Below are 23,777 nucleotides of genomic sequence, written 5' to 3' on the forward strand. Positions count from 1 at the left end.
TCTCCTTAACGTTTGGCTTGCCAGATACGCTGCTGGTAATCGCGGATCGAGCGATCCGAGCTGAACATGCCGACGCGCGCGGTGTTAAGGATAGTCCGCCGCGTCCATTCGTCCCGATCGCGATACAGCTCGTCGACCCGGCGCTGCGCCTGGCAGTACGAGGCAAAGTCCGCCAGCACCAGGTAGGGATCGCCGCCTTCCAGCAGGCTGTGCAGCATCATGTCGAACGCGTGCTTGTCGCCGTGGCTGAAGGTGCCGCTCGCCAGCTCGTCCAGAATCGCCTTCAGGTGCTTGTCTTTCTTGCGGTAGCTGAGCGGATCGTAACCCTTCGCCACTATCGCCTTCACCTGCTCCACGGTATTGCCGAAGATAAAGATATTGTCTTCGCCCACCTGCTCGGCGATTTCGACGTTGGCGCCGTCCAGCGTGCCGACCGTCAGCGCGCCGTTCAACGCCAGCTTCATGTTGCCGGTGCCGGAGGCCTCTTTGCCGGCGGTGGAGATCTGTTCGGAGATATCCGCCGCCGGGATCATCAGTTCGGCCACCGACACGCGATAGTCAGGGATGAACGCCACTTTCAGGCGATCTTTCACCAACGGATCGTTATTGATCTTCTCGGCCGCCTGATTGATGGCGTAGATGATGTTCTTCGCCAGGTAGTAGCCCGGCGCCGCCTTGGCGCCGAACAGGAAGACGCGCGGCACGATGTCCAGGTTGGGGTTGTCGCGCAGCTGACGATACAGCGACAGGATGTGCAGCAGGTTCAGGTGCTGGCGTTTGTACTCGTGCAGACGCTTGATCTGCACGTCGAAGATCGCGTCCGGGTCAAGTGTCAGCCCCATTACGCCGTGTACGTAATGGGCCAGCGCCACCTTGTTGTCGCGTTTGATCTGCTGATAACGCTGGCGGAACGCCGCGTCGTCGGCGAATTTTTCCAGCCCGCGCAGCGCGTCGAGATCGCTCTCCCACTCCACCTTCAGCGTCTCGTCGATCAGGCCCGACAGCGCCGGGTTGCACTGTTTCAGCCAGCGGCGCGGCGTGATGCCGTTGGTGACGTTATGGAATTTGTTCGGCCACAGCTGGTGATATTCCGGGAACAGATCTTTCACCACCAGATCCGAATGCAGCTGCGCCACGCCATTGACCGCAAAGCCACTGACCACGCACAGGTTGGCCATGCGCACCTGCTTGTCATGGTGCACCGCCAGTTTGGCCCACACCGCCTCGTCGCCCGGCCAGTGCTTATCCACCAATTTTTTAAACCTGGCGTTGATCTGTTTGATAATGGAGAAATGGCGCGGCAGCAGGCTGCGCACCAGTTTTTCATCCCAGCACTCCAGCGCTTCCGGCATCAGGGTGTGGTTGGTATAGGCGAAGGTGTTGCTGGTGATCGCCCAGGCCGCCTCCCACTCCAGCTGGTGCTCGTCCAACAGAATGCGCAGCATTTCCGGAATGGCGATGGTCGGGTGGGTGTCGTTCAGCTGGATCACTTCGTACTTCGGCAGCTCTTCAATCTTGCGGCCGGCCTGATGGTGCTTGCGCAAAATGTCCGCCACCGAGCAGGCGCACTGGAAATACTGCTGCATCAGGCGCAGGCGCTTGCCGGCCTGATGGTTGTCGTTCGGGTAAAGCACCTTGGTCAGCTTGTCGGCTTCTACGCCCTGCTTCTCCGCCTGCAAGAATTTGCCGTCGTTGAAATCGCTCAGGTTGAACGGATGCTGATGGGTCGCCTGCCACAGGCGCAGCGGCTGCGCCACGCCGTTGCGATAGCCCAGCACCGGCAGATCCCAGGCTTCGCCGCGCAGGGTGAAGGCCGGGCGCCACCGTTCGCGGCCGTCGGCCTGCTTTTCCAGCTTGCCGCCGATGCCCACGTCCACCGCCAGCGCGGCGTTGTGGCGGAACCACGGGTAGCTCTCGCGTTGCCAGTTATCCGGCACCTCTTGCTGTTGCCCTTCGCGGAACGACTGGCGGAACAGCCCGTACTGGTAATTCAGCCCATAGCCGGTGGCCGGTTGTTCCACCGTCGCCATCGAGTCGAGGAAACAGGCCGCCAGACGCCCCAGCCCGCCGTTGCCCAGCGCCGGATCGGTTTCCTGCTCCAGCAAATCCGCCAGCTTGACGTTCTGCTCGGCCAGCGCCTGCTCGACGGTGTCGTACCAGCCCAGGTTGATCAGGTTGTTCGCTGTCAACCGGCCAATCAAAAACTCCATCGAGATGTAGTTCACGTGGCGCAGCGGTTTGGCGCTTTTGCGCGGCGCCGGCTGTGCGGCCAACTGCTCGGCCAGCGCCGCACTGACGGCTTCCCACCATTGATGTTGCGTCATCTGCTGTGCGGAACTGAGGCCGAACCGTTGCCACTGACGGGCGAGCGCCGCCAGAAAAGCATCCTTCTTGAGCGTAGGCTGTGACATAAGGAAAACTCTCTATCCAGTAAGTGGGTCAAATTGCCGCTATCGTGCCGGTGAGAAAGTCTGACGGCATCATCCCGCCTGGGGATTAGCTGGGGAGGAGGATTGGGGCGTAGCTGGAATTGTGATCTCAGGCACTGTTTGACTCCCTTGCAACGATGCAAAAAAGCCCGCCAACGCGTGCGGCGAGCACTGAGAACGTTAACCATGACGTTAGCACAAGTATTCGCGCTGCTGAAGTTTTGTCCATGGCCGGAAATGCGATCCGCGACCGCATCGCCGCGCGCCGGCGCCAAACGTAAAAAAGTGTGATCGATAGCAACTTAACTCCAAGCCGATGCGGAAGCTTGTTGCAATACGTTTAGGGTTGGCAGAAGTTAGGGGGAGCTATTAATTACGAACCATAAAATAATTAGCGCCACTCCAATCCCGGCGGGAACCGCGATTTATACCCTGGAATACTATGCTGATCCCATCAAAACTGAGCCGCCCGGTACGGCTGCAAAATACCGTGATCCGCGATCGCCTGCTGGCCAAACTGGCCAGCGCGGGCAACTATCGCCTGACACTGGTCAATTGCCCGGCGGGATACGGGAAAACCACGCTGATCGCCCAATGGGCGGCCGGCAAGGCCGATCTGGGCTGGTATTCGCTGGATGAGAGCGACAACCAGCCGGAGCGCTTCGCCAGCTACCTGATCGCCGCGCTGCAGCAGGCCAGCGGCGGCCGCTGCGTCAAGAGCGAGGTGCTGAGCCAGAAACACCAGTACGCCAGCCTGTCGGCGTTGTTCGCCCAGCTGTTTATCGAGCTGGCCGACTGGCACCAGCCGCTGTACCTGGTGATCGACGACTACCACCTGATCACCAACGACGCCATCCACGAAGCCATGCGCTTCTTCCTGCGCCATCAGCCGGAAAACCTGACGCTGATCCTGCTCTCACGCACCCTGCCGCCGCTCGGCATCGCCAATTTGCGGGTGCGCGATCAGCTGCTGGAAATGGGCACGCAGCAGCTGGCATTCACCCACCAGGAAGCCAAACAGTTCTTCGACTGCCGCCTGGCGGCGCCGATGGAACAGCAGGACAGCAGCCGCCTGTGCGACGAAGTCGAAGGCTGGGCCACCGCGCTGCAGCTGATCGCGCTGTCGGCCCGCCAGTCCGCCTCGTCGGCTCAGCTGTCGGCCAAGCGCCTGGCGGGGCTGAACGCCAGTCACCTGTCCGACTACCTGGTAGACGAAGTGCTGGACCACGTCGATACCGATGCGCGCGCTTTCCTTCTGCGCTGTTCGGTGCTGCGTTCGATGAACGATGCGCTGATCGTGCGACTGACCGGCGAAGACAACGGCCAGCAGCGGCTGGAGGAGCTGGAGCGCCAGGGGCTGTTTATCCACCGCATGGACGACACCGGCGAGTGGTTCAACTTCCACCCGCTGTTCGCCTCTTTCCTGCGCCAGCGTTGCCAGTGGGAACTGGCGCTGGAGCTGCCGGGGTTGCACCGCGCCGCCGCCGAGGGCTGGCTGGCGCTGGGGTATCCGGCGGAGGCCATTCACCACGCGTTGGCGGCCAGCGACGTCAGCATGCTGCGCGACATCCTGCTGCAACACGCCTGGTCGCTGTTCCACCACAGCGAACTGGCCTTGCTGGAGGAGTGCCTCAACGCGCTGCCCTATGAGCGCCTGATCCAAAACCCCAAGCTGGCGCTGCTGCAGGCCTGGCTGGCGCAGAGCCAGCACCGCTACAGCGAGGTCAATACCCTGCTGGAGCGCGCCGAGCGCACCATGCGCGAACAGAAAATCGAGATAGACCAAACGCTGCACGCCGAGTTCGACGCCCTGCGCGCCCAGGTGGCGATCAACGCCGGCAAACCGGAAGAAGCCGAGCGGCTGGCGACCGAAGCGTTAAAATTCCTGCCGCTGTCCAGCTACTACAGCCGCATCGTCGCCACCTCGGTGACCGGCGAAGTGCACCACTGCAAGGGCGAGCTGGCGCGCGCGCTGCCGATGATGCAGCAAACCGAACAGATGGCGCGTCGTCATCAGGCCAACCATTACGCGCTCTGGGCGCTGCTGCAGCAGAGCGAAATTCTTATCGCCCAAGGCTACCTGCAGGCCGCTTACGAAACCCAGGATAAGGCCTTCGAACTGATCCGCGAACAGCACCTGGAACAGCTGCCGATGCACGAATTCCTGCTGCGCATTCGCGCGCAGATCCTGTGGTCGTGGTCGCGGCTGGACGAAGCGGAAGACGCGGCGCGCACCGGGCTGAAAATTCTGGCGAACTACCAACCGCAACAGCAGCTGCAGTGCATCGCCATGTTAGCAAAATGCTCGCTGGCGCGCGGCGACCTGGACAACGCCAATACCCATCTGCAGCGGTGCGAAGCCCTGCTGCACGGCGCTCATTATCATCGCGACTGGCTGACCAACACCGACAAATCGCGGGTGATCCACTGGCAGATGACCGGCGACACCGCCGCCGCCGCCCAGTGGCTGCGCCACACCGAAAAACCCGGTATGGCGGACAACCACTTCACGCAGGGCCAATGGCGCAACATCGCGCGGGTGCAAATCCTGCTCGGCCAGTATGAAGAGGCCGGGGTGGTGCTGGATGAACTGAACGAGAACGCCCGCCGCCTGCGGCTGGTGAGCGATCTCAACCGCAATCTGCTGCTCAGCAACCAGCTGTACTGGCTGCAAGAGCGCAAGGGCGAAGCGCAGCAGGCGCTGATCGAAGCGCTGTCGCTGGCTAACCGCACCGGCTTTATCAGCCATTTCGTCATCGAGGGCGAAGCGATGGCGCAGCAGCTGCGCCAGCTGATCCAGCTCAACACGTTGCCGGAGCTGGAGCAGCATCGCGCCCAGCGCATCCTGCGCGACATCAACCAGCACCATCGGCACAAATTCGCGCATTTTGACGAGAACTTCGTCGATAAGCTGCTGACCCACCCGCAGGTGCCGGAGCTGATCCGCACCAGCCCGCTCACCCAGCGTGAATGGCAGGTGCTGGGGCTGATCTATTCCGGCTACAGCAACGACCAGATCGCCGGCGAGCTGGACGTGGCGGCCACCACCATCAAGACGCACATCCGCAACCTGTATCAGAAACTGGGCGTGGCCCATCGCCAGGAGGCGGTGCAGCAGGCGCAGCAGCTGTTGAAGATGATGGGGTACGGCGCGTAAAAACCCTGATATCCCTCTGGTCTTAAACGCCGCCGAGTTGGTTACAATAGCGGCGTCCCCCAATAACGAGGCAGTCAGCAGTATGGAACAGTTCGAAGCGATCAACGTTGAGCAGGCGTACACCCGCTGGAAAGAGGGCAGCGCCGCCCTGGTCGACATCCGCGATCCGCAAAGTTTTGAAGCCGGGCATACGCCGGGCGCCTTTCACCTCACCAACGCCACCCTGTCGGCCTTTATGCAGCAAAACGACTTCGAGCGGCCGGTGATGGTGATGTGCTACCACGGCAACAGCAGCCGCAGCGCGGCGCAATACCTGCTGCACCAGGGGTTCGACGCGGTCTACAGCATCGACGGCGGTTTCGAAGCCTGGGCCCGCCAGTACCCGCAAGACGTGGAAACCTCTGCTTGATCCCCGCCGCCCGCTGCGCATCGGCGGGCTTTCCCTTCGATTTTATGCGCGTTTTCGCGGGTTTTTCGCAGATCCGTTTGCCAGCGCTCAGGATTTCGACGTTATAATCGGCTGTCAGGGTCATCGGCGAGCAAGCCGCGGCCAAAATCATTCACTTACGACGGAAGAGCAATGGTTAGAGTAATCGCCATATCCAACCCGCGCTTGGCGCTGGCCTTTGTCGACTATATGGCGACCCAGGGCATCCGGCTTGAGCTGCGCAACAGCGGCGAGGCGGCGGAAATCTGGCTGGCCGACGACAGCCACCTCGAGCAGGTGCAACACGAGCTGCAGCAGTTTCTGGTCGATCCGCTCAACCGCCGTTATCAGGCCGCCAGTTGGCAGACCGGCCATACCGACGCCGGCCTGCACTATCAGAGCGAATCCTACCTGCACACCCTGCGCAGCAAGGCCGGGCCGCTGACGCTCGGCGTGATGGTACTGTGCATCGCGGTCTACATCCTGATGCAGGTGCTGGGTGACGATACCGTGATGTACTGGCTCTCCTGGCCGCAAGACAGCAGCCAATACACGCAGCTGTGGCGCTGGGTCAGCCATGCGTTCCTGCACTTCTCCCTGCTGCATATTCTGTTTAACCTGATGTGGTGGTGGTATCTCGGCGGCCAGATGGAAAAACGCCTCGGCGCCGGTAAGCTGTTCGTGCTGGCGGTGGTGTCGGCCTTCTTCAGCGGCTGGGCGCAATCGCTGTTCAGCGGCGCGCTGTTCGGCGGGCTTTCCGGCGTGGTCTATGCGCTGATGGGCTATGTGTGGCTGACGGGGGAACGGGCGCCGGAGCGCGGCCTGATGCTGCCGCGCGGCCTGATGGTGTTCTCGGTGCTGTGGCTGGTGGCCGGATATTTCGATATTTTAGGAATGTCGATCGCCAACGCGGCACACGTAGCCGGTTTAGTGTTAGGGTTATTGATGGCATTTTGGGATACGCGTCATCGCGCACACAACGAACAATAACAGCCGGGAGCTGTGCCCAGCGGGCATGGCGGGCGTTTTAGGGGATTATCGTGAAGCAAACACAGCGTCATGACGCAATTATCGAGCTGGTGCGCCTGCAGGGTTACGTCAGCACGGAAGAGCTGGTGGAACATTTTGACGTCAGCCCGCAAACGATTCGCCGCGATTTGAATGACCTGGCCGACCAGAACAAGATCCAGCGTCACCACGGCGGCGCGGCGCTGCCTTCCAGCTCGGTCAACGCTGCCTATAACGATCGCAAGGTGATGTGGTCGGAAGAGAAAGCCCGCATCGCGCAGCGCGTCGCCAGCCAGATCCCGGACGGCGCCACGCTGTTCATCGATATCGGCACCACGCCGGAAGCGGTGGCCCATGCGCTGATGAACCACAAGAACCTGCGCGTGGTCACCAACAACCTCAACGTCGCCACCCTGCTGACCGCCAAGGAAGACTTCCGCCTGATCCTGGCCGGCGGCGAAGTGCGCACCCGTGACGGCGGCATCATGGGCGAAGCCACCCTGGACTTTATCTCTCAATTCCGCCTCGATTACGGCATTCTCGGCATCAGCGGCATCGATATGGACGGCTCGCTGCTCGAATTCGACTATCACGAAGTGCGCACCAAACGCGCGATTATCGAAAATTCCCGCTGCGTGATGCTGGTCACCGACCACTCTAAATTCGGCCGCAACGCCATGGTCAACCTGGGCAACATGAACCTGATCGACTACCTGTTTACCGACCAGCTGCCGCCGCCGAGCGTGATGAAAATCATCGAGCAGTACGACGTGCAACTGGAGCTGTGCTGATCCGCTGTTAACCTGCGGGGCGCGCCGCCGCCCCGTTTCCTACTCCCCGCCCTCTTCATCGACAGCCGTTTGCGCGCTCGCGCCATATCCACATCATTTATGTGACTATCATCACCAAACTGTTACCTCTATCACGCCTAAATGTTTTTGTTTGGTTAAGTCTTGGCTTGCTTGTTGGTTTTTGATTACAATCATGAGCGAAAACGAACATGAAAGAGCTATTTCGAACATCTGGAGGAAGATGACGTGGAAACCAAAGACTTGATCGTTATCGGTGGCGGCATCAACGGTGCCGGCATCGCGGCGGATGCTGCCGGGCGCGGGCTGTCGGTACTGCTACTGGAAGCGCAAGACTTGGCCTGTGCTACGTCTTCCGCCAGTTCCAAACTGATCCACGGTGGCCTGCGCTACCTGGAACACTACGAATTCCGTCTGGTGAGCGAAGCGCTGGCCGAGCGTGAAGTGCTGCTGAAGCTGGCACCGCACATCGCGTTCCCGATGCGTTTCCGCCTGCCGCACCAGCCGCATCTGCGTCCGGCCTGGATGATCCGTATCGGCCTGTTCCTGTACGATCACTTGGGCAAACGCACCAGCCTGCCGGGCAGCAAGGGGTTGCGCTTTGGACCAGAGTCGGTGCTGAAGCCTGAACTGAAGCGCGGTTTCGAATATTCCGACTGCTGGGTTGACGATGCTCGCCTGGTGGTGCTGAACGCGCAGGAAGTGGAAAAACGCGGCGGCGAAGTGCGCACCCGCACCAAAGTGACCCGCGCATGGCGTGAAAACGGCCTGTGGATGGTGGAAGCGGTCGATATCGACAGCGGCAAAACCTTCACCTGGCGCGCCAAAGGCCTGGTGAACGCCACCGGCCCGTGGGTGAAAAACTTCTTCGACGACGGCCTGAAGCTGAAATCACCTTACGGCATCCGTCTGATCAAAGGCAGCCACATCGTGGTGCCGCGCGTGCACGATCAGCCGCAGTCTTACATTCTGCAGAACGAAGACCACCGCATCGTGTTCGTGATCCCGTGGAATGACGAGTTCTCCATCATCGGCACCACCGACGTGGAGTACAAAGGCGATCCGAAGGACGTGAAGATCGACGAGAACGAAATCGCTTATCTGCTGAAAGTGTACAACGATCACTTCAAGAAGCAGCTGGGCCGCGACGACATCGTCTGGACTTACTCCGGCGTGCGTCCGCTGTGCGACGACGAGTCCGATTCACCGCAGGCGATCACCCGCGATTACACGCTGGACGTGCACGATGAGCAGGGCAAAGCGCCGCTGCTGTCGGTCTTCGGCGGCAAGCTGACCACCTACCGCAAGCTGGCCGAGCATGCGATGGAAAAACTGGCCCACTACTACCCAGGCTGCGGCCCGGCGTGGACCAAAAACGCCACGCTGCCGGGCGGTGACATCGACGGCGACCGCGACGGCTACGCGGCCAAACTGCGCCGTGCGCACGGCTGGTTGCCGGAAGCTCTCGCGCGCCGCTATGCCCGCACCTACGGCAGCCAGAGCGAGCTGATCCTGGCCGGCGCCAACGGCCTCGCCGATCTGGGCGAAGATTTCGGCCACGGTCTGTATGAAGCCGAGCTGCGCTACCTGACCGAGAAAGAGTGGGTCGTAGAGCTGGCCGACGCCATCTGGCGCCGTACCAAGCTGGGTATGTGGCTGGACGAGGCGCAGCAGGCGCGAGTGAAAGCCTGGCTGGCAGAACACGCGAAAACGAAAGCGCTGTCTCTGGCTTCCTGAGCCGCAGCGTAACGAAAAAACGAAAAAGGGCCGATTATCCGGCCCTTTGCTTTTTTCCTGCCCCGCTTTACAGCTTCACCGGCTGAATGTGCCAGATTTCGTCCGCGTATTCCTGAATGGTGCGATCGGAGGAGAAGTAGCCCATGTTGGCGATGTTCAGCACCGCGCGCCGCGTCCATTCGTCCTGATTGAGATAGACCTCGTCCACCTTGTCCTGCGTGTCCACATAGCTGCGGTAATCCGCCAACAGCTGATAGTGGTCGCCGAGGTTGACCAGCGAGTCGAACAGATTGCCATAGCGTTTCGGCTCTTCCGGGCTGAACACGCCGGTGGCGATCTGCGTCAGCGCCTGATGCAGCTCCGGGTCTTGCTCATAGTACTGGCGCGGGTTGTAACCGTTGCGGCGCAGCTCCTCGACCTGCTCGGCGGTATTGCCGAAGATAAAGATGTTCTCCTCCCCCACGTGCTCGCGCATCTCGACGTTGGCGCCGTCCAGCGTGCCGATGGTCAGCGCGCCGTTCAGCGCGAACTTCATATTGCTGGTGCCCGAGGCCTCGGTGCCCGCCAGCGAGATCTGTTCGGACAGATCCGCCGCCGGGATGATGATCTGCGCCAGGCTGACGCCGTAGTTCGGAATGAACACCACCTTCAGTTGGGTATGCACGCGCGGATCGTTGTTGATCACTTTGGCCACGTCGTTGATCAAGCGGATGATCTGCTTGGCGGCATAGTAGGCCGAGGCCGCCTTGCCGGCGAAGATCACCACCCGCGGCACGCGCTCGATCTCCGGATCGTCCAGCAAACGGTTATACAGCGTGATGACGTGCAGCACGTTGAGCAGCTGCCGTTTGTACTCGTGGATGCGCTTGATCTGCACGTCGAACAACGCATCCGGGTTAACCACCACGTTGAGCGTTTTGGCGATATACAGCGCCAGCCGCTCCTTGTTCTGCCGCTTGGCGCGCTGTACCGCCTGCAGGAAGCTCGGGTAGTCGATATTGGCCTGGATCTCGCTCAGTTGGCTGAGATCGGTGCGCCAGGTTTGGCCGATGCAGTCGTCCAGCACCGCCGCCAGCGGCGGGTTGGCCAGCGCCAGCCAACGACGCGGCGTTACCCCGTTGGTTTTGTTGCAGAAACGAGTCGGGAACAGCCGGGCGAAGTCGGCGAACAACGACTGCACCATCAGTTCAGAATGCAGAGCGGAAACGCCGTTGACCTTGTGGCTGGCCACCACCGCCAGCCACGCCATGCGCACCCGGCGGCCGTTGGTTTCGTCGATGATCGAGACCCGCGCCAGCAGATCGTTGTCGCCCGGCGCCACTTCCTGCACCATCTTGAGGAAGTGATCGTTGATTTCGAAAATCAGCTGCAGGTGGCGCGGCAAGATGCGGCCTATCATGTCCAGCGGCCAGGTTTCCAGCGCCTCGCTCATCAGCGTGTGGTTGGTGTAAGAGAACACCTGCTCCACCACTTCCCAGGCGTCGAGCCACTTGAATTTGTGCTCGTCGATCAGCCGGTGCATCAGCTCGGGAATCGACAATACCGGGTGGGTGTCGTTGAGGTGAATGGCGATTTTGTCCGCCAGGTTGTCGAAGGTTTTGTGCATCAGCCAATGGCGATTGAGGATATCCTGTACCGTGGCCGACACCAGGAAATACTCCTGCCGCAGCCGCAGTTCGCGCCCGGAGGAGGTCGAATCGTCCGGATACAGCACGCGCGACACGTTCTCCGAATGGTTTTTATCTTCCACCGCCGCGAAGTAATCGCCCTGGTTGAACTTGCCGAGGTTGATCTCGTTACTGGCCTGCGCGCCCCATAACCGCAGCGTGTTGGTGGCGTCAGTGTCAAAACCGGGGATCACCTGATCGTAGGCGATGGCCACGACCTCTTCGGTCTCCAGCCAACGCGCCTTGGCGCCCTCCTGCTGCACGCGGCCGCCGAAGCGCACCTTGTAGCGAGTGTTATGGCGCGGAAACTCCCACGGATTGCCGTACTCCAGCCAGTAGTCCGGCGATTCCATCTGTTGGCCGTTGACGATGTTCTGCTTGAACATGCCGTATTCATAGCGAATGCCGTAGCCGCGCCCCGGCAGCGCCAGCGTGGCCAGCGAGTCGAGGAAGCAGGCCGCCAGCCGGCCCAGACCGCCGTTACCGAGCCCGGGGTCGTTCTCTTCCTCCAGCAGCTCCGCCAGGTTCAGCCCCATCTCATTCAGCGCATTGTCGATATCCTGATAGATGCCCATCGACAGCAGCGCGTTAGACAGAGTGCGGCCGATCAGGAACTCCATCGACAGGTAATACACCTGCCGCACGTCTTGAGACAGCTGGGCGCGGTTGGAACGCAGCCAGCGCTCCACCATGCGATCGCGCACCGCGAACAGCACGGCGTTCAGCCAATCGTGCCGGTTGGCGATAGCCGGATCCTTGCCGACGATAAACATCAGCTTATAGGCGATGGAGTGTTTCAGCGCTTCCACACTGACCGTAGGTGAGGTGTAACTAAACGGTGAAGTCATGGCTTTTTAATCCCTTGTAGGGAGCCCCGCCATTCGCCGCGGAATAGCGGGCTCCGCTGAACATGGACGCGGTACACCGCGCCCCGACAATCTACCCTTACGGCTGCCCGCCGTGCGTCAACCCGAGACGCGAAACGCGGGCTACAAGCGTTGATAAAGCGATAAATACTCTTTCGCCGCCACCGGCCAGCCGAAGTCCACACTCATGGCGTGGCGCTGAACGTGGCGCCAGTGTTTCGGCCGGCTCCACAGCACCATGGCGCGGCGGATGGCGTTGCCCAGCGCGACGGCGTCGCAATCGTCGAACACAAATCCGCTGGCGGTGCCGTCGGCCAGGTTCTCTAGGGCGCAGTCCACGACCGTGTCCGCCAGCCCGCCGGTACGGCGCACCAGCGGCAGCGTGCCGTATTTCAGGCCGTAGAGCTGCGTCAGGCCGCAGGGCTCGAAGCGGCTCGGCACCAGAATCACGTCGGCGCCGCCGATGATGCGGTGGGAGAAGGATTCGTGATAACCGATCTGCACGCCGACCTGCTCAGGGTAGTCGGCGGCGGCGGCCAGAAACGCCTGCTGCAGCACCGCGTCGCCGGCGCCCAGCAGCGCCAACTGCCCGCCCTGCGCCAGCAATTCGGGCAACGCCTGCAGCACCAGATCGAGGCCTTTCTGGTTGGTCAATCGGCTCACCACCGCGAACACCGGCAGCGATTCGTCCACCTTCAGTCCCATGGCCTTTTGCAGATGCAGCTTGTTTTTGACCTTGCTTTTCAGATCGTCGGCGTCATAGCGGGCGCTCAGCCGCGGGTCGTGGGCCGGATCCCAAATCTTGTCGTCCACGCCGTTGAGGATGCCGCTCAGCCTGCCCTGCCGCTGCCGCTCCTGCAGCAGCCCCTCCATGCCGTAGCCGAACTCCGGCCGGGTGATCTCGCGCGCATAGGTCGGGCTGACGGCGGTCACGTGGTCGGCATAAAACAACCCGGCCTTGAGGAACGACATCTGGCCGTAGAACTCCAGGCCATAGACGTTGTAAAACGACGCCGGCAGCCACAGCTCGGTCACGTGATGGGCGGAGAACAGCCCCTGGTAGGCCAGGTTGTGCACCGTGAACACCGAACGCGCTGGGTGGCCGTTGGCGGCCAGATAGGCGCAGCTGAGACCGGCGTGCCAGTCGTGGGCGTGCACCAGCTGCGGGCGCCAGTAGCGATCCAGCCCCTTGGCCAGCTCGCAGGCCATCCAGCCCAGCAGCGCAAAGCGCCGGTGGTTGTCGGGGTAGGCGTACATGGACTGATCGTGGTACGGGCTGCCCGGCCGGTCATACAGCCAGGGCGCATCGATCAGGTAAATGCCCACGCCATGATAGGTGCCGTAACGCAGGCCCACCCGGCCGGCGAACGAATCGATTTCCGCCACCAGCACGGTGTCCGGAATGCCGTTGCGTACGTCAGGGAAAGCGGGCAATAGCACCCGAACATCGGCGCCTTCGGCGATTTGCGCCGCCGGCAGTGCGCCAACCACGTCTGCGAGTCCGCCCGTTTTCAGCAGGGGGAACATTTCAGAACATACGTGTAAGACCTGCATTATCACTCCTGAAAGTCGGCCGAAGGCCTCTGGATAAGAAATAAAGCAGGCTTGCCGCTGTTATGTGTGCCGCGTTGCGCAAGCCATCGAACCGTTCATCGGGCGGCAGGCTATCGTTCTGCCGCCCACGTTAACTCACAATTTTGACAACATTTCGCGCGTCACCAGCACGATGCCGCCTTCCGAGCGATAAAAACGCTTGCTGTCCTCATCGGCGTTTTCCCCGATCACCATGCCCTCCGGAATGTGGCAGGCGCGGTCGATGATGCAGCGCCGCAGGCGGCAGGAACGGCCGACGTTCACGTCCGGCAACAATACGGTAGAGTCGATGGTGCAAAACGAGTTCACTCGCACGCGCGGGAACAGCACCGAATGCACCACCACCGACCCAGACACGATGCAACCGCCGGACACCAGCGAATTCATGGTCATGCCATGGCTACCGGAGCGATCCTGCACAAACTTGGCCGGCGGCAGCGGTTCCATGTGGGTGCGGATCGGCCAGGCGCGGTCGTACATGTCCAGCTCCGGCGTCACCGACGCCAGATCGAGATTGGCGCGCCAGTAGGCGTCCAGCGTGCCCACGTCGCGCCAGTACGGCGGCAAGTCGGGGTTGGACGTCACGCAGGATAAGGTAAACGGATGTGCCCACGCCGCCTGCTGCGCGGTGATTTTCGGGATCAGATCCTTGCCGAAGTCGTGGCTGGAGCCGGGGGTCGACATATCCTCCTCCAATAGCTGGAACAGGTAGGCGGCATTAAAAATATAGATGCCCATGCTGGCCAGCGACATATCCGGGTTGCCCGGCATCGCCGGCGGATCGGTGGGTTTTTCCAGAAACTCGATGATGCGATCGCTTTCATCCACCTTCATCACGCCGAATTCACCGGCCTCGCTGCGCGGCACCGGCAGGCAAGCCACAGTGCACTGAGCGCCCTTCTCGACGTGGTCGATCAGCATGCGCGAATAATCCATCTTGTAGATGTGATCGCCCGCCAGGATCACCACGTATTCGGCCTCGTAGCGGCGGATGATATCCAGGTTCTGGTACACCGCGTCTGCGGTGCCCTTGTACCAATGCTCGGTGCTGAGGCGCTGCTGGGCCGGCAGCAGATCGACGAACTCATTCATCTCCTCGTTGAGGAATGACCAGCCGCGCTGAATGTGCTGCACCAGCGTGTGCGACTGGTATTGGGTGATCACGCCGATGCGGCGGATGCCGGAGTTCAGGCAGTTCGACAAGGCGAAGTCGATGATGCGGAATTTGCCGCCAAAGTGGACGGCGGGCTTGGCGCGGGTGGAGGTCAAATCTTTCAGACGTGAACCGCGGCCGCCGGCCAGGATCAGCGCTACGGATTTAATCGGCAACTGGCGCGCCAACATCAGGGGGTCTTTATTTTCAAACCTAACCATAGCGGACTCCTTTTATTATTTCCGTACCAGTACGCAAAGCGAGCGCGCGGCCTGGTGCCAGGCGGGCAATACCGCCCGTGAGTCTTCCTGAGTGAACGGGGCGACAACCTGCCAATCGCCTTCCGGCAACCTCATCTCCGTCGTTTGCGGCGTGGCGTTGATCAGCAGCAGCCAGCGCTGCGACAGCAGGATCTGCATGAGCGGCTCGCCCTGCTCCCACTGCTGCGCGTCGAGCGCCTGCCCTTGCGCGTTCAGCCACTGCACGCTGCCGTCATCCTGCTGCCACCAGCGGTCCTGCTGCAGCGCGGGGATCTGGCGGCGCAGCGCGATCAGTGCCGCGACGTAATCGGTTAGCGCATCGTCCGCCGTGGCCCAATCGAGCCAGGTGGTGGCGTTGTCCTGACAATAGGCATTGTTGTTCCCCTGCTGGCTGTGTCCCTGTTCATCGCCGGCCAGCAGCATCGGCGTTCCCTGGGACAGCAACAGCGTAGCGAGCATCGCCCGCTGGCTGGCCCTGCGGCGTTGCACAATGGCGTCGTCGGCCACCAGGCCTTCGACGCCGTGGTTGTTGCTGAAATTGCGATCGCTGCCGTCGCGGTTGCCCTCGCCGTTGGGCTGATTGTGTTTCTCATTGAAGCTGACCACGTCTTGCAGGGTAAAACCATCATGGGCGGTCAGCATATTGACGGTGGCGTAAGGCGCTCGCCCGCGCTGGTTATACAGATCGCTGGAAGCGGCAAAACGCCGGGCGAACTGGCCGAGCGACACGCCGCTCTGCAGCCAGAAACGGCGCATGTCATCGCGGTAATGGTCGTTCCATTCGGCGAAGCGGCCGGGAAACGCCCCCACCTGATAGCCACCGGGGCCAACGTCCCAGGGTTCAGCGATCAGCTTGCAGCGCGACAGCACATCGTCCGCCAGCATCGCCTGGAACAGCGGGGCATCGCGATCGAACTCCGGCGTGCGGCCGAGCACGCTGCCCAGATCGAAACGGAAGCCGTCGACGTGGCACTCCCGTACCCAAAAACGCAGGCAATCCATCACCCAGGCCACGCCTTGCGGCTGATCCAACCGCAGCGTGTTGCCGCAGCCGGTGTCGTTGACATAGTCCCCTTCGGGCGTCAGCCAGTAGTAGCTCAGGTTATCGATGCCGCTCAGCGACAGCATCGGCCCGTCCCTATCCAGCTCGGCGCTGTGGTTAAACACCACGTCCAGGATCACCTCGATGCCGGCTTGGTGCAGCGCCTTGACCGCATCGCGGAATTCGTTCAGCGGCGTGGCATCGGTGCTCAGGCTGGCGTAGCGGTTGTCCGGCGCATAGGGCGCCAGCACGTTATAGCCCCAATAGTTGATCAGCCCCAACCGCTGCAGGCGCGGTTCGGAGGTATGTTGCTGCACCGGCAGCAGTTCCAGCGCGGTGATGCCGAGGCGTTTGAAGTGGGCGATCATCGCCGGGTGCCCCAATGCGGCGAAGCTGCCGCGCAGCGCCGGCGGGATCTTCGGGTGCAGCAGCGTCAGGCCGCGCACGTGCGCTTCATAAATCACCGTCTGGCCCCAGGGCGTGGCAGGCGGGCGATCGTCCTGCCAGTCATACCGTTCGTCCACCACCACACATTTCGGCATTAGCTCTGCGCTGTCGTGCGGGTCCGGCTGCTCATAACCGCCGTGCAGGTGCGGGTGGTCCCCCACCGGCCCTTCCACCGCGCGCGCGGCTGGATCGAGCGCCAGTTTGTTGGGGTTGAAACGCTGTCCGTTCGCCGGGTCAAACGGGCCGTAGACCCGGTAACCGTAACGTTGCCCCGGCCTGCCGCCCGGCAAATAGCCATGCCAGATATCGCCGCTGCGCGCCGGCAGCGGCAGGCGCACTTCGCGCTGCTGGCCGTCGAACAGGCACAGCTCCACCCGCTCGGCGTGCGCCGAGTACAGGGTAAAGTTGATGCCTTCGCCGTCGTAATGCGCGCCCAGCGGCGCGGCGAGGCCGGCCGTCAGCTCCGTCATGGCGCCTCCCGCAGCAGATAAATGGTCGCCAGCGGCGGCAGCGTTACGCAGATGGAGAAGTCGCGGCCGTGGCTGCCGACCGCTTCAGAAGAGACCCGCCCCTGATTGCCGGCGTTGCTGCCGTGATAGTGGTGCGAATCGGTATTGAGGATCTCGCGGTAGTCACCGGCGCGCGAGAGGCCGATGCGGTAGCGGTAGCGCGGCACCGGGGTAAAGTTGCTGATGGCGATCAGCTCATTGCCCTGCGAATCGTAGCGCGCGAAGGCGAACACCGAGTTATCGTGATCGTCGACCACCAGCCACTCGAAGCCGTCCGGCCGGTAGTCGCGCTCGTACAGCGGCGCCTGCTGCCGGTAGCAGTGGTTCAGATCGCGCACCAGCCGCTGCACGCCGTTATGCCAGTTATCCAACCCTTCCAATAAATGCCAGTCGAGGCTGGTATCGAAATTCCACTCGCGCCCCTGCGCAAATTCGCAGCCCATAAACAGCAGCTTTTTGCCCGGATGCGCCCACATAAACCCGTAATAGGCGCGCAGGTTGGCGAACTTTTGCCAGGCGTCGCCCGGCATGCGGTCGAGGACCGATTTTTTGCCGTGCACCACTTCATCGTGCGAGATAGGTAACACGAAGTTCTCGGTATAGGCATACAGCATGCCGAAGGTCATCTGGTTGTGGTGATATTTGCGGTGCACCGGATCGCACTTCATGTAATTGAGCGTGTCGTGCATCCAGCCGAGGTTCCATTTGTAGTGGAACCCCAGGCCGTTGGCGTCCGGCGGCAGAGTGACGCCGGGATAGTCGGTGGACTCCTCCGCCAGCGTCACCGCGCCCGGCTGCGCCTGGCCAATAGTTTGGTTGGTATAACGCAGGAAGGCGATGGCCTCCAGGTTCTCGTTGCCACCGTAGTAATTCGGCACCCACTCGCCGTCGGCGCGGCTGTAGTCGCGATAAATCATCGACGCCACCGCATCGACCCGCAGCGCATCGATACCGAAACGCTCCAGCCAATACAGCGCGTTGCCCGCCAGGTAGTTGCGCACCTCGTGACGGCCGTAGTTGTAGATCAGCGTATTCCAGTCCTGGTGGTAGCCCTCACGCGGATCGGCGTATTCGTACAGCGCGGTGCCGTCGAAATTCGCCAGGCCGTAGGCGTCGCTCGGGAAGTGCCCCGGCACCCAGTCAAGGATCACGTTGATGCCCGCCTCATGCGCCGCCGCCACGAACGCCCTGAAATCGGCCGGCGTGCCGAAGCGACGGGTCGGCGCATACAGCCCCAGCGGCTGATAGCCCCAGCTGCCGTCGAACGGGTGCTCGTTGATCGGCAGCAGCTCGATATGGGTGAATCCCATGTCCTTCACATAGTCGATAAGCTGCACCGCCAGCTCGCCATAGCTAAGCCAGAAGTGATTATCGGTGTGGCGGCGCCATGAGCCGAGATGCACCTCGTAGATGGCGATCGGCTGGTCAAAATCGTTGGCGCGGCGGCGCGCCGGCGTCGACGGCACCCCCTCCGGCAGCGGCGCCACCAGCGAGGCGGTATCCGGGCGCATCTGCGCCTCAAAGGCGTAAGGATCGGCTTTCAGCTGGGTATTGCCGTAGCAATCGACGATTTCATATTTGTACAGCTGGCCGGCCCGCACGCCGGGCAGGAACAGCTCCCAAATGCCGTTCTCACGCCGCAGACGCATCGGATGGCGGCGGCCGTCCCAGAAGTTGAACTCCCCCACCACCGAGACGCGCTGGGCGTTGGGCGCCCAGACCGCAAAACTGACGCCGTCGATGCCATCCAGCGTAACGAGGTGGGCGCCCAGCCGTTCATAGGGACGCAAATGCGTGCCCTCGGCCAATAGCCAACTGTCGATATCCTGCAGCAGCGGGCCAAACCGGTAGGGATCGTCGACAGTCTGTTGGTGATCGCGCCAGCTGACCTGCAGCTGATAGCGGAAAGGATTTTTTCGCCGCGGCACCACGGCGCTGAAGAAACCGCGCGGATCGTCGCAGTTCAGCTGCACCAGCCGCCGGCCGGTTTGCTGTTCTACCAGCCAGACTGCGCCGGCGTCCGGCAGCAGCGCGCGCACCTGCAGACCGTTATCGGTCGCATGCATGCCAAGCAGAGCAAAAGGGTCGGCGTAATGGCCGGAGATGATCTGATCAATCACGTCACGATCGGGAAGTACAGGCATAGTCTTCTTCCTTAGATTAACAGCATGATCTAAGCACGGCTTGTTGGTTATTCCTTGGCCGTTTTGGTCATCATGCAATGCATTCGGACTCTAAAGCGTGATTGCGGTCGGTTATTGACCAATCTTTACTCTGCCGACCTGAATTTCGCTCTTTATGCTTATTTTTTGAAATATTTCAGTCATGGTGAAAAAGTGTTCACCCATGCGTTAAGCATAGCCAATGTCTGTTAAAAACTGCTCAGCATTGCTCAGGAAAATTCTTCATTAAGAAAACTGCCAGCCCGGCGGCGTCTGAATGCGGCGGCCGACGAGGCGATATGCGGGGTGAAGCCCAGTGAAACGAGGCTTGCGGTGACGTTGTCCGACGCGGTGCGCGGCGAACAAAAAGGCGGAAAATAAGGCTTTAGGGGGCTGAAATCAGCCAGCCCCCAGGAAGTGCGGGTTTACAACAGGATGCGCAGCATGCGGCGCAGCGGCTCGGCCGCGCCCCACAGCAGCTGGTCGCCCACGGTGAACGCCGACAGGTACTCTGGCCCCATGTTCAGCTTGCGCAGACGGCCGACCGGCGTATTCAGCGTGCCGGTCACCGCCGCCGGCGTCAGTTCGCGCATGGTCAGCTCGCGGTCGTTCGGGATCACGCGCACCCAGTCGTTGTGCGTCGCCAGCATCTGCTCGATTTCCGGCAGCGACACGTCTTTTTTCAGCTTCAGGGTGAACGCCTGGCTGTGGCAGCGCAGCGCGCCCACGCGCACGCACAGGCCATCGACCGGGATCACGCTGCCGGTGTTCAGAATCTTGTTGGTTTCCGCCTGGCCTTTCCACTCTTCGCGGCTCTGGCCGTTGTCGAGCTGCTTGTCGATCCATGGGATCAGGCTGCCGGCCAGCGGCACGCCGAAGTTATCGGTCGGCAGTTTGCCGCTGCGGGTGGCTTCGGTCACCTTGCGCTCGATATCCAGAATGGCGGAAGCCGGGTCCTGTAGCTCTTTCGCCACGTCGGCGTGCAGCATACCCATTTGGGTCAACAGTTCGCGCATGTGGCGCGCGCCGCCGCCGGAGGCCGCCTGGTAGGTGGCGACCGACGCCCACTCCACCAGATCGTTGGCGAACAGGCCGCCGAGGGACATCAGCATCAGGCTGACGGTGCAGTTGCCGCCGACGAAGGTTTTGATGCCTTTGTCCAGGCCCTGCTGGATCACCGCGTGGTTGACCGGATCCAGGATGATAATGGCGTCGTCCTGCATGCGCAGCGACGAGGCCGCGTCGATCCAGTAACCCTGCCAACCGCTGGCGCGCAGCTTAGGATAGACTTCGTTGGTATAATCGCCGCCCTGACAGGTAATAATGATATCGAGCGCGCTCAGTGCGTCGATGTCATACGCATCCTGCAGCGTGCCTTGCTGGCCGCCGAAGGCCGGCGCGGCAGAACCGTGCTGCGAGGTGGAGAAAAAGACCGGGCGAATGGCGTCGAAATCGCGCTCTTCCGTCATGCGTTGCATGAGAACCGAGCCGACCATTCCGCGCCAACCGATGAAACCAACGTTTTTCATAATATCTGTATCCCGCCCGGATAAGGGCTTATGTAGGTGATAACGAGTTGTGTGCAATATCTCCTCACCTTACAAAATGTCGGCGCGGGCGCAAAGTGAATTTATTCGATGGCTGAGGATTTCTCAGCAATCCTTCTTATATACCCGTCGTCTTTCAAACTGCAGCGTTGTTACCTGCACGATCGCATCCCCAGTCACTTACTTGAGTAAGCTCCTGGGGATGCGATCGCTGGGCGCCTAGCTGCAATTTGAAATCCATAGGGTATAGGCAAGGACGCGGCCGAAAAGGCCGAGGCGTTTTCCCGATCACGAGGTCACCATGACAGAGATGATTTCCGCTACGGTATTGCTGTTTTTAATTATGGATCCGCTGGGCAACCTGCCGATTTTCATGTCGGTGCTCAAGCACCTGGAACCGCGCCGCCGCCGGGTGGTGCTGATCCGCGAGCTGCTGATCGCCCTGCTGCTGATGCTGATCTTCCTGTTCGCCGGCGAGAAAATTCTGGCGTTCCTCAATCTGCGCACCGAAACCGTCTCCATTTCCGGCGGCATCATCCTGTTTCTGATCGCCATCAAGATGATTTTCCCCACGCAGGAGGGGAACAGCTCCGGGCTGTCCGCCGGCGAGGAGCCGTTCCTGGTGCTGCTGGCGATCCCGCTGGTGGCCGGGCCATCGATTCTGGCGGCGCTGATGCTGCTGTCGCACCAGTATCCGCATCAGCTGCCCCATCTGGTGGCAGCGCTGTTGATCGCCTGGGGTCTCTCTGCGGCCATTTTGCTGATGTCGAACCTGTTCCTGCGCCTGCTGGGCAGCAAAGGCGTCAGCGCGCTGGAGCGGTTGATGGGGCTGATTCTGGTGATGCTGTCGACCCAGATGTTCCTGGACGGCGTGCGGGCTTACATGAAGCTGTAGGCGCCTGGCGGCGCCGACAACGGCCCGCGCTCAGCGGGCGGTAACGCGGCGAATATAGGCGAGCGTATCGGCGACCACGCCGTCCAGCGGCTGGTTGATGTCAATCGCTTGCACATCCGGCTCCTGCTCACCCGGCTCTTCCAACGTGGCGAACTGCGAAACCAGCATCTGCGGTTTGAAGAAGTGACCTTTGCGCTGCTTCAGGCGCTCCTCGATCACCGCCTTGTCGCCTTTCAGGTAGAGGAAATGCAGGTTGCTATTCCCTTCGCGCAGGCGGTCACGATAGCTTTTTTTCAACGCCGAGCAGACCAGCAGCGACACGGGATTGGTGCGTTGCATGGCGAAGATGGCGTCGTTCAAGGCCGCCAGCCACGGGGCGCGATCGTTGTCGTCCAGCGCGTGCCCGGCAGCCATTTTGTTGATGTTGGCGCGCGGATGCAGATAATCGCCGTCCAGCATGGCGGCCTCGGCCTCGTGGGCGACAGTGCTGGCTACGGCGGATTTGCCGCTGCCGGATACGCCCATCAGGATAAATACGTGATTCTGCGGATTGCTCATTGTGTCATGCCCCTATGGGAACTGGCGCAAGCGCGCCAAATGCGTCCCAACTGATAAAGATACTCTGGAACGCCGACGCCCCGCAGGGCGCCGGATAAAGATTATACGACCGTCGCCAGCAGCAGACAGCCCACCAGGCCGCACACCGAGATGATGGTTTCCAGCACCGACCAGGATTTGATGGTTTCCATGATGCTCAGGTTGAAATACTCCTTGAACAGCCAGAAGCCCGGATCGTTGACGTGCGAGAAGATGACGCTGCCGGAGCCGACCGCAATCACCATCAGCTCAGGGCTGACGCCGGTGGTGGCGATCAGCGGCGCGACGATGCCGCCGGCGGTGATTGCCGCCACGGTGGCGGAACCCAGCGCCAGACGCAGCGCGGCGGCGATTGACCAGGCCATCAGAATCGGCGAAACGTTGCTGCCTTCCATCAGGCCGGCGATGTACTGCTCGACGCCGCTGTCCACCAGCACCTGTTTAAAGGCGCCGCCACCGCCGATGATCAACAGCATCATCGCGATGATTTTAATCGAGTCGGTGATGGTGCCCATCACTTCATCCATGGTGCGGCCACGGTTCAGGCCGAAGGTGAAGATGGCGATCAGCACGGCGATCAGGGTCGCCATCACCGGGTCGCCGAAGAACTCGGCGAAGCGCAGCAGGCTGTGGCCCTTCGGCAGCACCATTTCAGCCACCGCGCGCAGCGCCATCAGGATCACCGGCACCAGCGACGTGGCAACGCTGACGCCAAAGCTCGGCATCTCCGCGTCGGTAAAGGTTTTCGGGTTGTACAGGCCTTCCGGCACCGGCTTGTCGATGCCTTTCAGGAAGCGGGCATAGACCGGGCCGGCCAGGATCACCGTCGGGATCGCCAGCAGCGTGCCGTACAACAGGGTTTTACCCATGTCAGCATGGAAGATGGTGGCGATGGCGGTCGGGCCTGGATGCGGTGGCAGGAAGCCGTGAGTCACCGACAGCGCGGCGGCCATCGGCACGCCGACGTACAGCAGCGGAATGCGTGCGGAGGCGGCGATGGTGAACACCAGCGGCAGCAACAGCACGAAGCCCACTTCGTAGAACAGCGCGAAGCCGACGGTGAAGCCGGTCAGCACCACCGCCCATTGAATGTGTTTTCTGCCGAACTTGTCGATCAGCGTGGTGGCGATGCGCTGTGCGCCGCCGCAGTCCGCCAGCAGCTTGCCGAGCATGGCGCCGAAGCCCATGATCAGCGCCAGGCTGCCTAGCGTACCGCCCACGCCGGCCTTGATGGAGCCGATGACCTTATCGACCGGCATACCCTGTGCAATCCCGACCGCCAGGGCAACCAGAACCAGAGAGATAAAGCCGTTCAGCTTGAAGCGGATCATCAGCAGCAGCAGCAGCGCTACGCCGCCTGCAACAATCACTAATGGCATAGTTTTTCTCCAACCTTTTATCGCGACTCTCTTTACGATAGGCGTAAAGCGTGCGGTTGTTTTATTTTTAGGCTCTTTCCCGGTGTTTAAGAA

General features: G+C 61.5%; 15 protein-coding genes. 6 read left to right on the top strand and 9 right to left on the bottom strand.

Annotated features, from left to right (window positions below):
• Nucleotides 1-5: 5 nt before the first annotated feature.
• Nucleotides 6-2,411 carry a maltodextrin phosphorylase gene (gene malP / locus ACMGGW_RS21460; protein ID WP_197832483.1) on the bottom strand — a complete coding sequence of 802 codons (2,406 nt, stop codon included), beginning with the start codon at nucleotides 2,409-2,411 and terminating at the stop codon, nucleotides 6-8.
• 460 nt (nucleotides 2,412-2,871) lie between these two features.
• On the opposite strand from malP, the gene malT reads away from it, so the two are divergent.
• The 5 genes from malT to glpD all read left to right on the top strand — a co-directional run bounded on the left by malT (nucleotide 2,872) and on the right by glpD (nucleotide 9,567).
• Complete coding sequence (malT, locus tag ACMGGW_RS21465; protein WP_043138955.1) at nucleotides 2,872-5,586, top strand: HTH-type transcriptional regulator MalT; 2,715 nt, start codon at nucleotides 2,872-2,874, stop codon at nucleotides 5,584-5,586.
• Nucleotides 5,587-5,668: 82 nt separating this feature from the next.
• Entirely contained in the window at nucleotides 5,669-5,995 is a 327-nt protein-coding gene (gene glpE / locus ACMGGW_RS21470) for a thiosulfate sulfurtransferase GlpE (RefSeq protein WP_004930790.1), read from the top strand.
• Nucleotides 5,996-6,166: 171 nt separating this feature from the next.
• The gene (gene glpG, locus ACMGGW_RS21475) at nucleotides 6,167-7,003 is read left to right on the top strand and encodes a rhomboid family intramembrane serine protease GlpG (protein ID WP_043138958.1); all 837 of its coding nucleotides are present in this window, start codon (nucleotides 6,167-6,169) and stop codon (nucleotides 7,001-7,003) included.
• Between the two features lie 50 nt (nucleotides 7,004-7,053).
• On the top strand, nucleotides 7,054-7,812 hold the full coding sequence (locus ACMGGW_RS21480; protein WP_004930797.1) for a DeoR/GlpR family transcriptional regulator: 759 nt from the start codon (nucleotides 7,054-7,056) through the stop codon (nucleotides 7,810-7,812).
• 246 nt (nucleotides 7,813-8,058) lie between these two features.
• Complete coding sequence (glpD, locus tag ACMGGW_RS21485; RefSeq protein ID WP_043138961.1) at nucleotides 8,059-9,567, top strand: glycerol-3-phosphate dehydrogenase; 1,509 nt, start codon at nucleotides 8,059-8,061, stop codon at nucleotides 9,565-9,567.
• Between the two features lie 67 nt (nucleotides 9,568-9,634).
• Here the strand turns inward: glpD and glgP are convergent, their stop codons facing one another.
• The 6 genes from glgP to asd all read right to left on the bottom strand — a co-directional run bounded on the left by glgP (nucleotide 9,635) and on the right by asd (nucleotide 20,795).
• Entirely contained in the window at nucleotides 9,635-12,082 is a 2,448-nt protein-coding gene (glgP, locus tag ACMGGW_RS21490; RefSeq protein WP_025304564.1) for a glycogen phosphorylase, read from the bottom strand.
• Between the two features lie 141 nt (nucleotides 12,083-12,223).
• Nucleotides 12,224-13,654 carry a glycogen synthase GlgA gene (glgA, locus tag ACMGGW_RS21495; protein WP_025304565.1) on the bottom strand — a complete coding sequence of 477 codons (1,431 nt, stop codon included), beginning with the start codon at nucleotides 13,652-13,654 and terminating at the stop codon, nucleotides 12,224-12,226.
• Between the two features lie 135 nt (nucleotides 13,655-13,789).
• Nucleotides 13,790-15,067 carry a glucose-1-phosphate adenylyltransferase gene (gene glgC, locus ACMGGW_RS21500; RefSeq protein WP_025304566.1) on the bottom strand — a complete coding sequence of 426 codons (1,278 nt, stop codon included), beginning with the start codon at nucleotides 15,065-15,067 and terminating at the stop codon, nucleotides 13,790-13,792.
• A gap of 15 nt (nucleotides 15,068-15,082) precedes the next feature.
• The gene (gene glgX / locus ACMGGW_RS21505; protein ID WP_060435146.1) at nucleotides 15,083-17,065 is read right to left on the bottom strand and encodes a glycogen debranching protein GlgX; all 1,983 of its coding nucleotides are present in this window, start codon (nucleotides 17,063-17,065) and stop codon (nucleotides 15,083-15,085) included.
• A complete protein-coding gene (gene glgB / locus ACMGGW_RS21510; protein WP_025304568.1) occupies nucleotides 17,062-19,248 on the bottom strand; it encodes a 1,4-alpha-glucan branching enzyme in 2,187 nt (728 codons plus the stop codon). The genes glgX and glgB overlap by 4 nt, the downstream gene beginning before the upstream one ends.
• A gap of 443 nt (nucleotides 19,249-19,691) precedes the next feature.
• Nucleotides 19,692-20,795 (bottom strand): aspartate-semialdehyde dehydrogenase, encoded by a 1,104-nt coding sequence (gene asd / locus ACMGGW_RS21515; RefSeq protein WP_016930397.1) that lies wholly within the window; start codon nucleotides 20,793-20,795, stop codon nucleotides 19,692-19,694.
• A 319-nt stretch (nucleotides 20,796-21,114) separates the two neighbouring features.
• Here asd and ACMGGW_RS21520 point away from each other — a divergent pair, with 319 nt between their 5' ends.
• Nucleotides 21,115-21,708, top strand: coding sequence for a YhgN family NAAT transporter (locus ACMGGW_RS21520; RefSeq protein WP_197832484.1), 594 nt, complete (start codon nucleotides 21,115-21,117; stop codon nucleotides 21,706-21,708).
• A 30-nt stretch (nucleotides 21,709-21,738) separates the two neighbouring features.
• Here the strand turns inward: ACMGGW_RS21520 and gntK are convergent, their stop codons facing one another.
• Entirely contained in the window at nucleotides 21,739-22,266 is a 528-nt protein-coding gene (gene gntK / locus ACMGGW_RS21525; protein ID WP_016930399.1) for a gluconokinase, read from the bottom strand.
• A 101-nt stretch (nucleotides 22,267-22,367) separates the two neighbouring features.
• Complete coding sequence (gntT, locus tag ACMGGW_RS21530; protein ID WP_016930400.1) at nucleotides 22,368-23,684, bottom strand: gluconate transporter; 1,317 nt, start codon at nucleotides 23,682-23,684, stop codon at nucleotides 22,368-22,370.
• Nucleotides 23,685-23,777: the final 93 nt, after the last annotated feature.

It is taken from the genome of Serratia sp. BNK-4 (assembly GCF_048685115.1).
Lineage (GTDB): Bacteria > Pseudomonadota > Gammaproteobacteria > Enterobacterales > Enterobacteriaceae > Serratia > Serratia bockelmannii.

What these genes read in the sequence shown, in the direction of transcription:
- malP (WP_197832483.1), bottom strand. Translation starts at nt 2,411, where the DNA reads ATGTCACAGCCTACGCTCAAGAAGGATGCTTTTCTGGCGGCGCTCGCC.
- malT (WP_043138955.1), top strand. Translation starts at nt 2,872, where the DNA reads ATGCTGATCCCATCAAAACTGAGCCGCCCGGTACGGCTGCAAAATACC.
- glpE (WP_004930790.1), top strand. Translation starts at nt 5,669, where the DNA reads ATGGAACAGTTCGAAGCGATCAACGTTGAGCAGGCGTACACCCGCTGG.
- glpG (WP_043138958.1), top strand. Translation starts at nt 6,167, where the DNA reads ATGGTTAGAGTAATCGCCATATCCAACCCGCGCTTGGCGCTGGCCTTT.
- glgP (WP_025304564.1), bottom strand. Translation starts at nt 12,082, where the DNA reads ATGACTTCACCGTTTAGTTACACCTCACCTACGGTCAGTGTGGAAGCG.
- glgA (WP_025304565.1), bottom strand. Translation starts at nt 13,654, where the DNA reads ATGCAGGTCTTACACGTATGTTCTGAAATGTTCCCCCTGCTGAAAACG.
- glgC (WP_025304566.1), bottom strand. Translation starts at nt 15,067, where the DNA reads ATGGTTAGGTTTGAAAATAAAGACCCCCTGATGTTGGCGCGCCAGTTG.
- glgX (WP_060435146.1), bottom strand. Translation starts at nt 17,065, where the DNA reads ATGACGGAGCTGACGGCCGGCCTCGCCGCGCCGCTGGGCGCGCATTAC.
- glgB (WP_025304568.1), bottom strand. Translation starts at nt 19,248, where the DNA reads ATGCCTGTACTTCCCGATCGTGACGTGATTGATCAGATCATCTCCGGC.
- asd (WP_016930397.1), bottom strand. Translation starts at nt 20,795, where the DNA reads ATGAAAAACGTTGGTTTCATCGGTTGGCGCGGAATGGTCGGCTCGGTT.
- ACMGGW_RS21520 (WP_197832484.1), top strand. Translation starts at nt 21,115, where the DNA reads ATGACAGAGATGATTTCCGCTACGGTATTGCTGTTTTTAATTATGGAT.
- gntK (WP_016930399.1), bottom strand. Translation starts at nt 22,266, where the DNA reads ATGAGCAATCCGCAGAATCACGTATTTATCCTGATGGGCGTATCCGGC.
- gntT (WP_016930400.1), bottom strand. Translation starts at nt 23,684, where the DNA reads ATGCCATTAGTGATTGTTGCAGGCGGCGTAGCGCTGCTGCTGCTGCTG.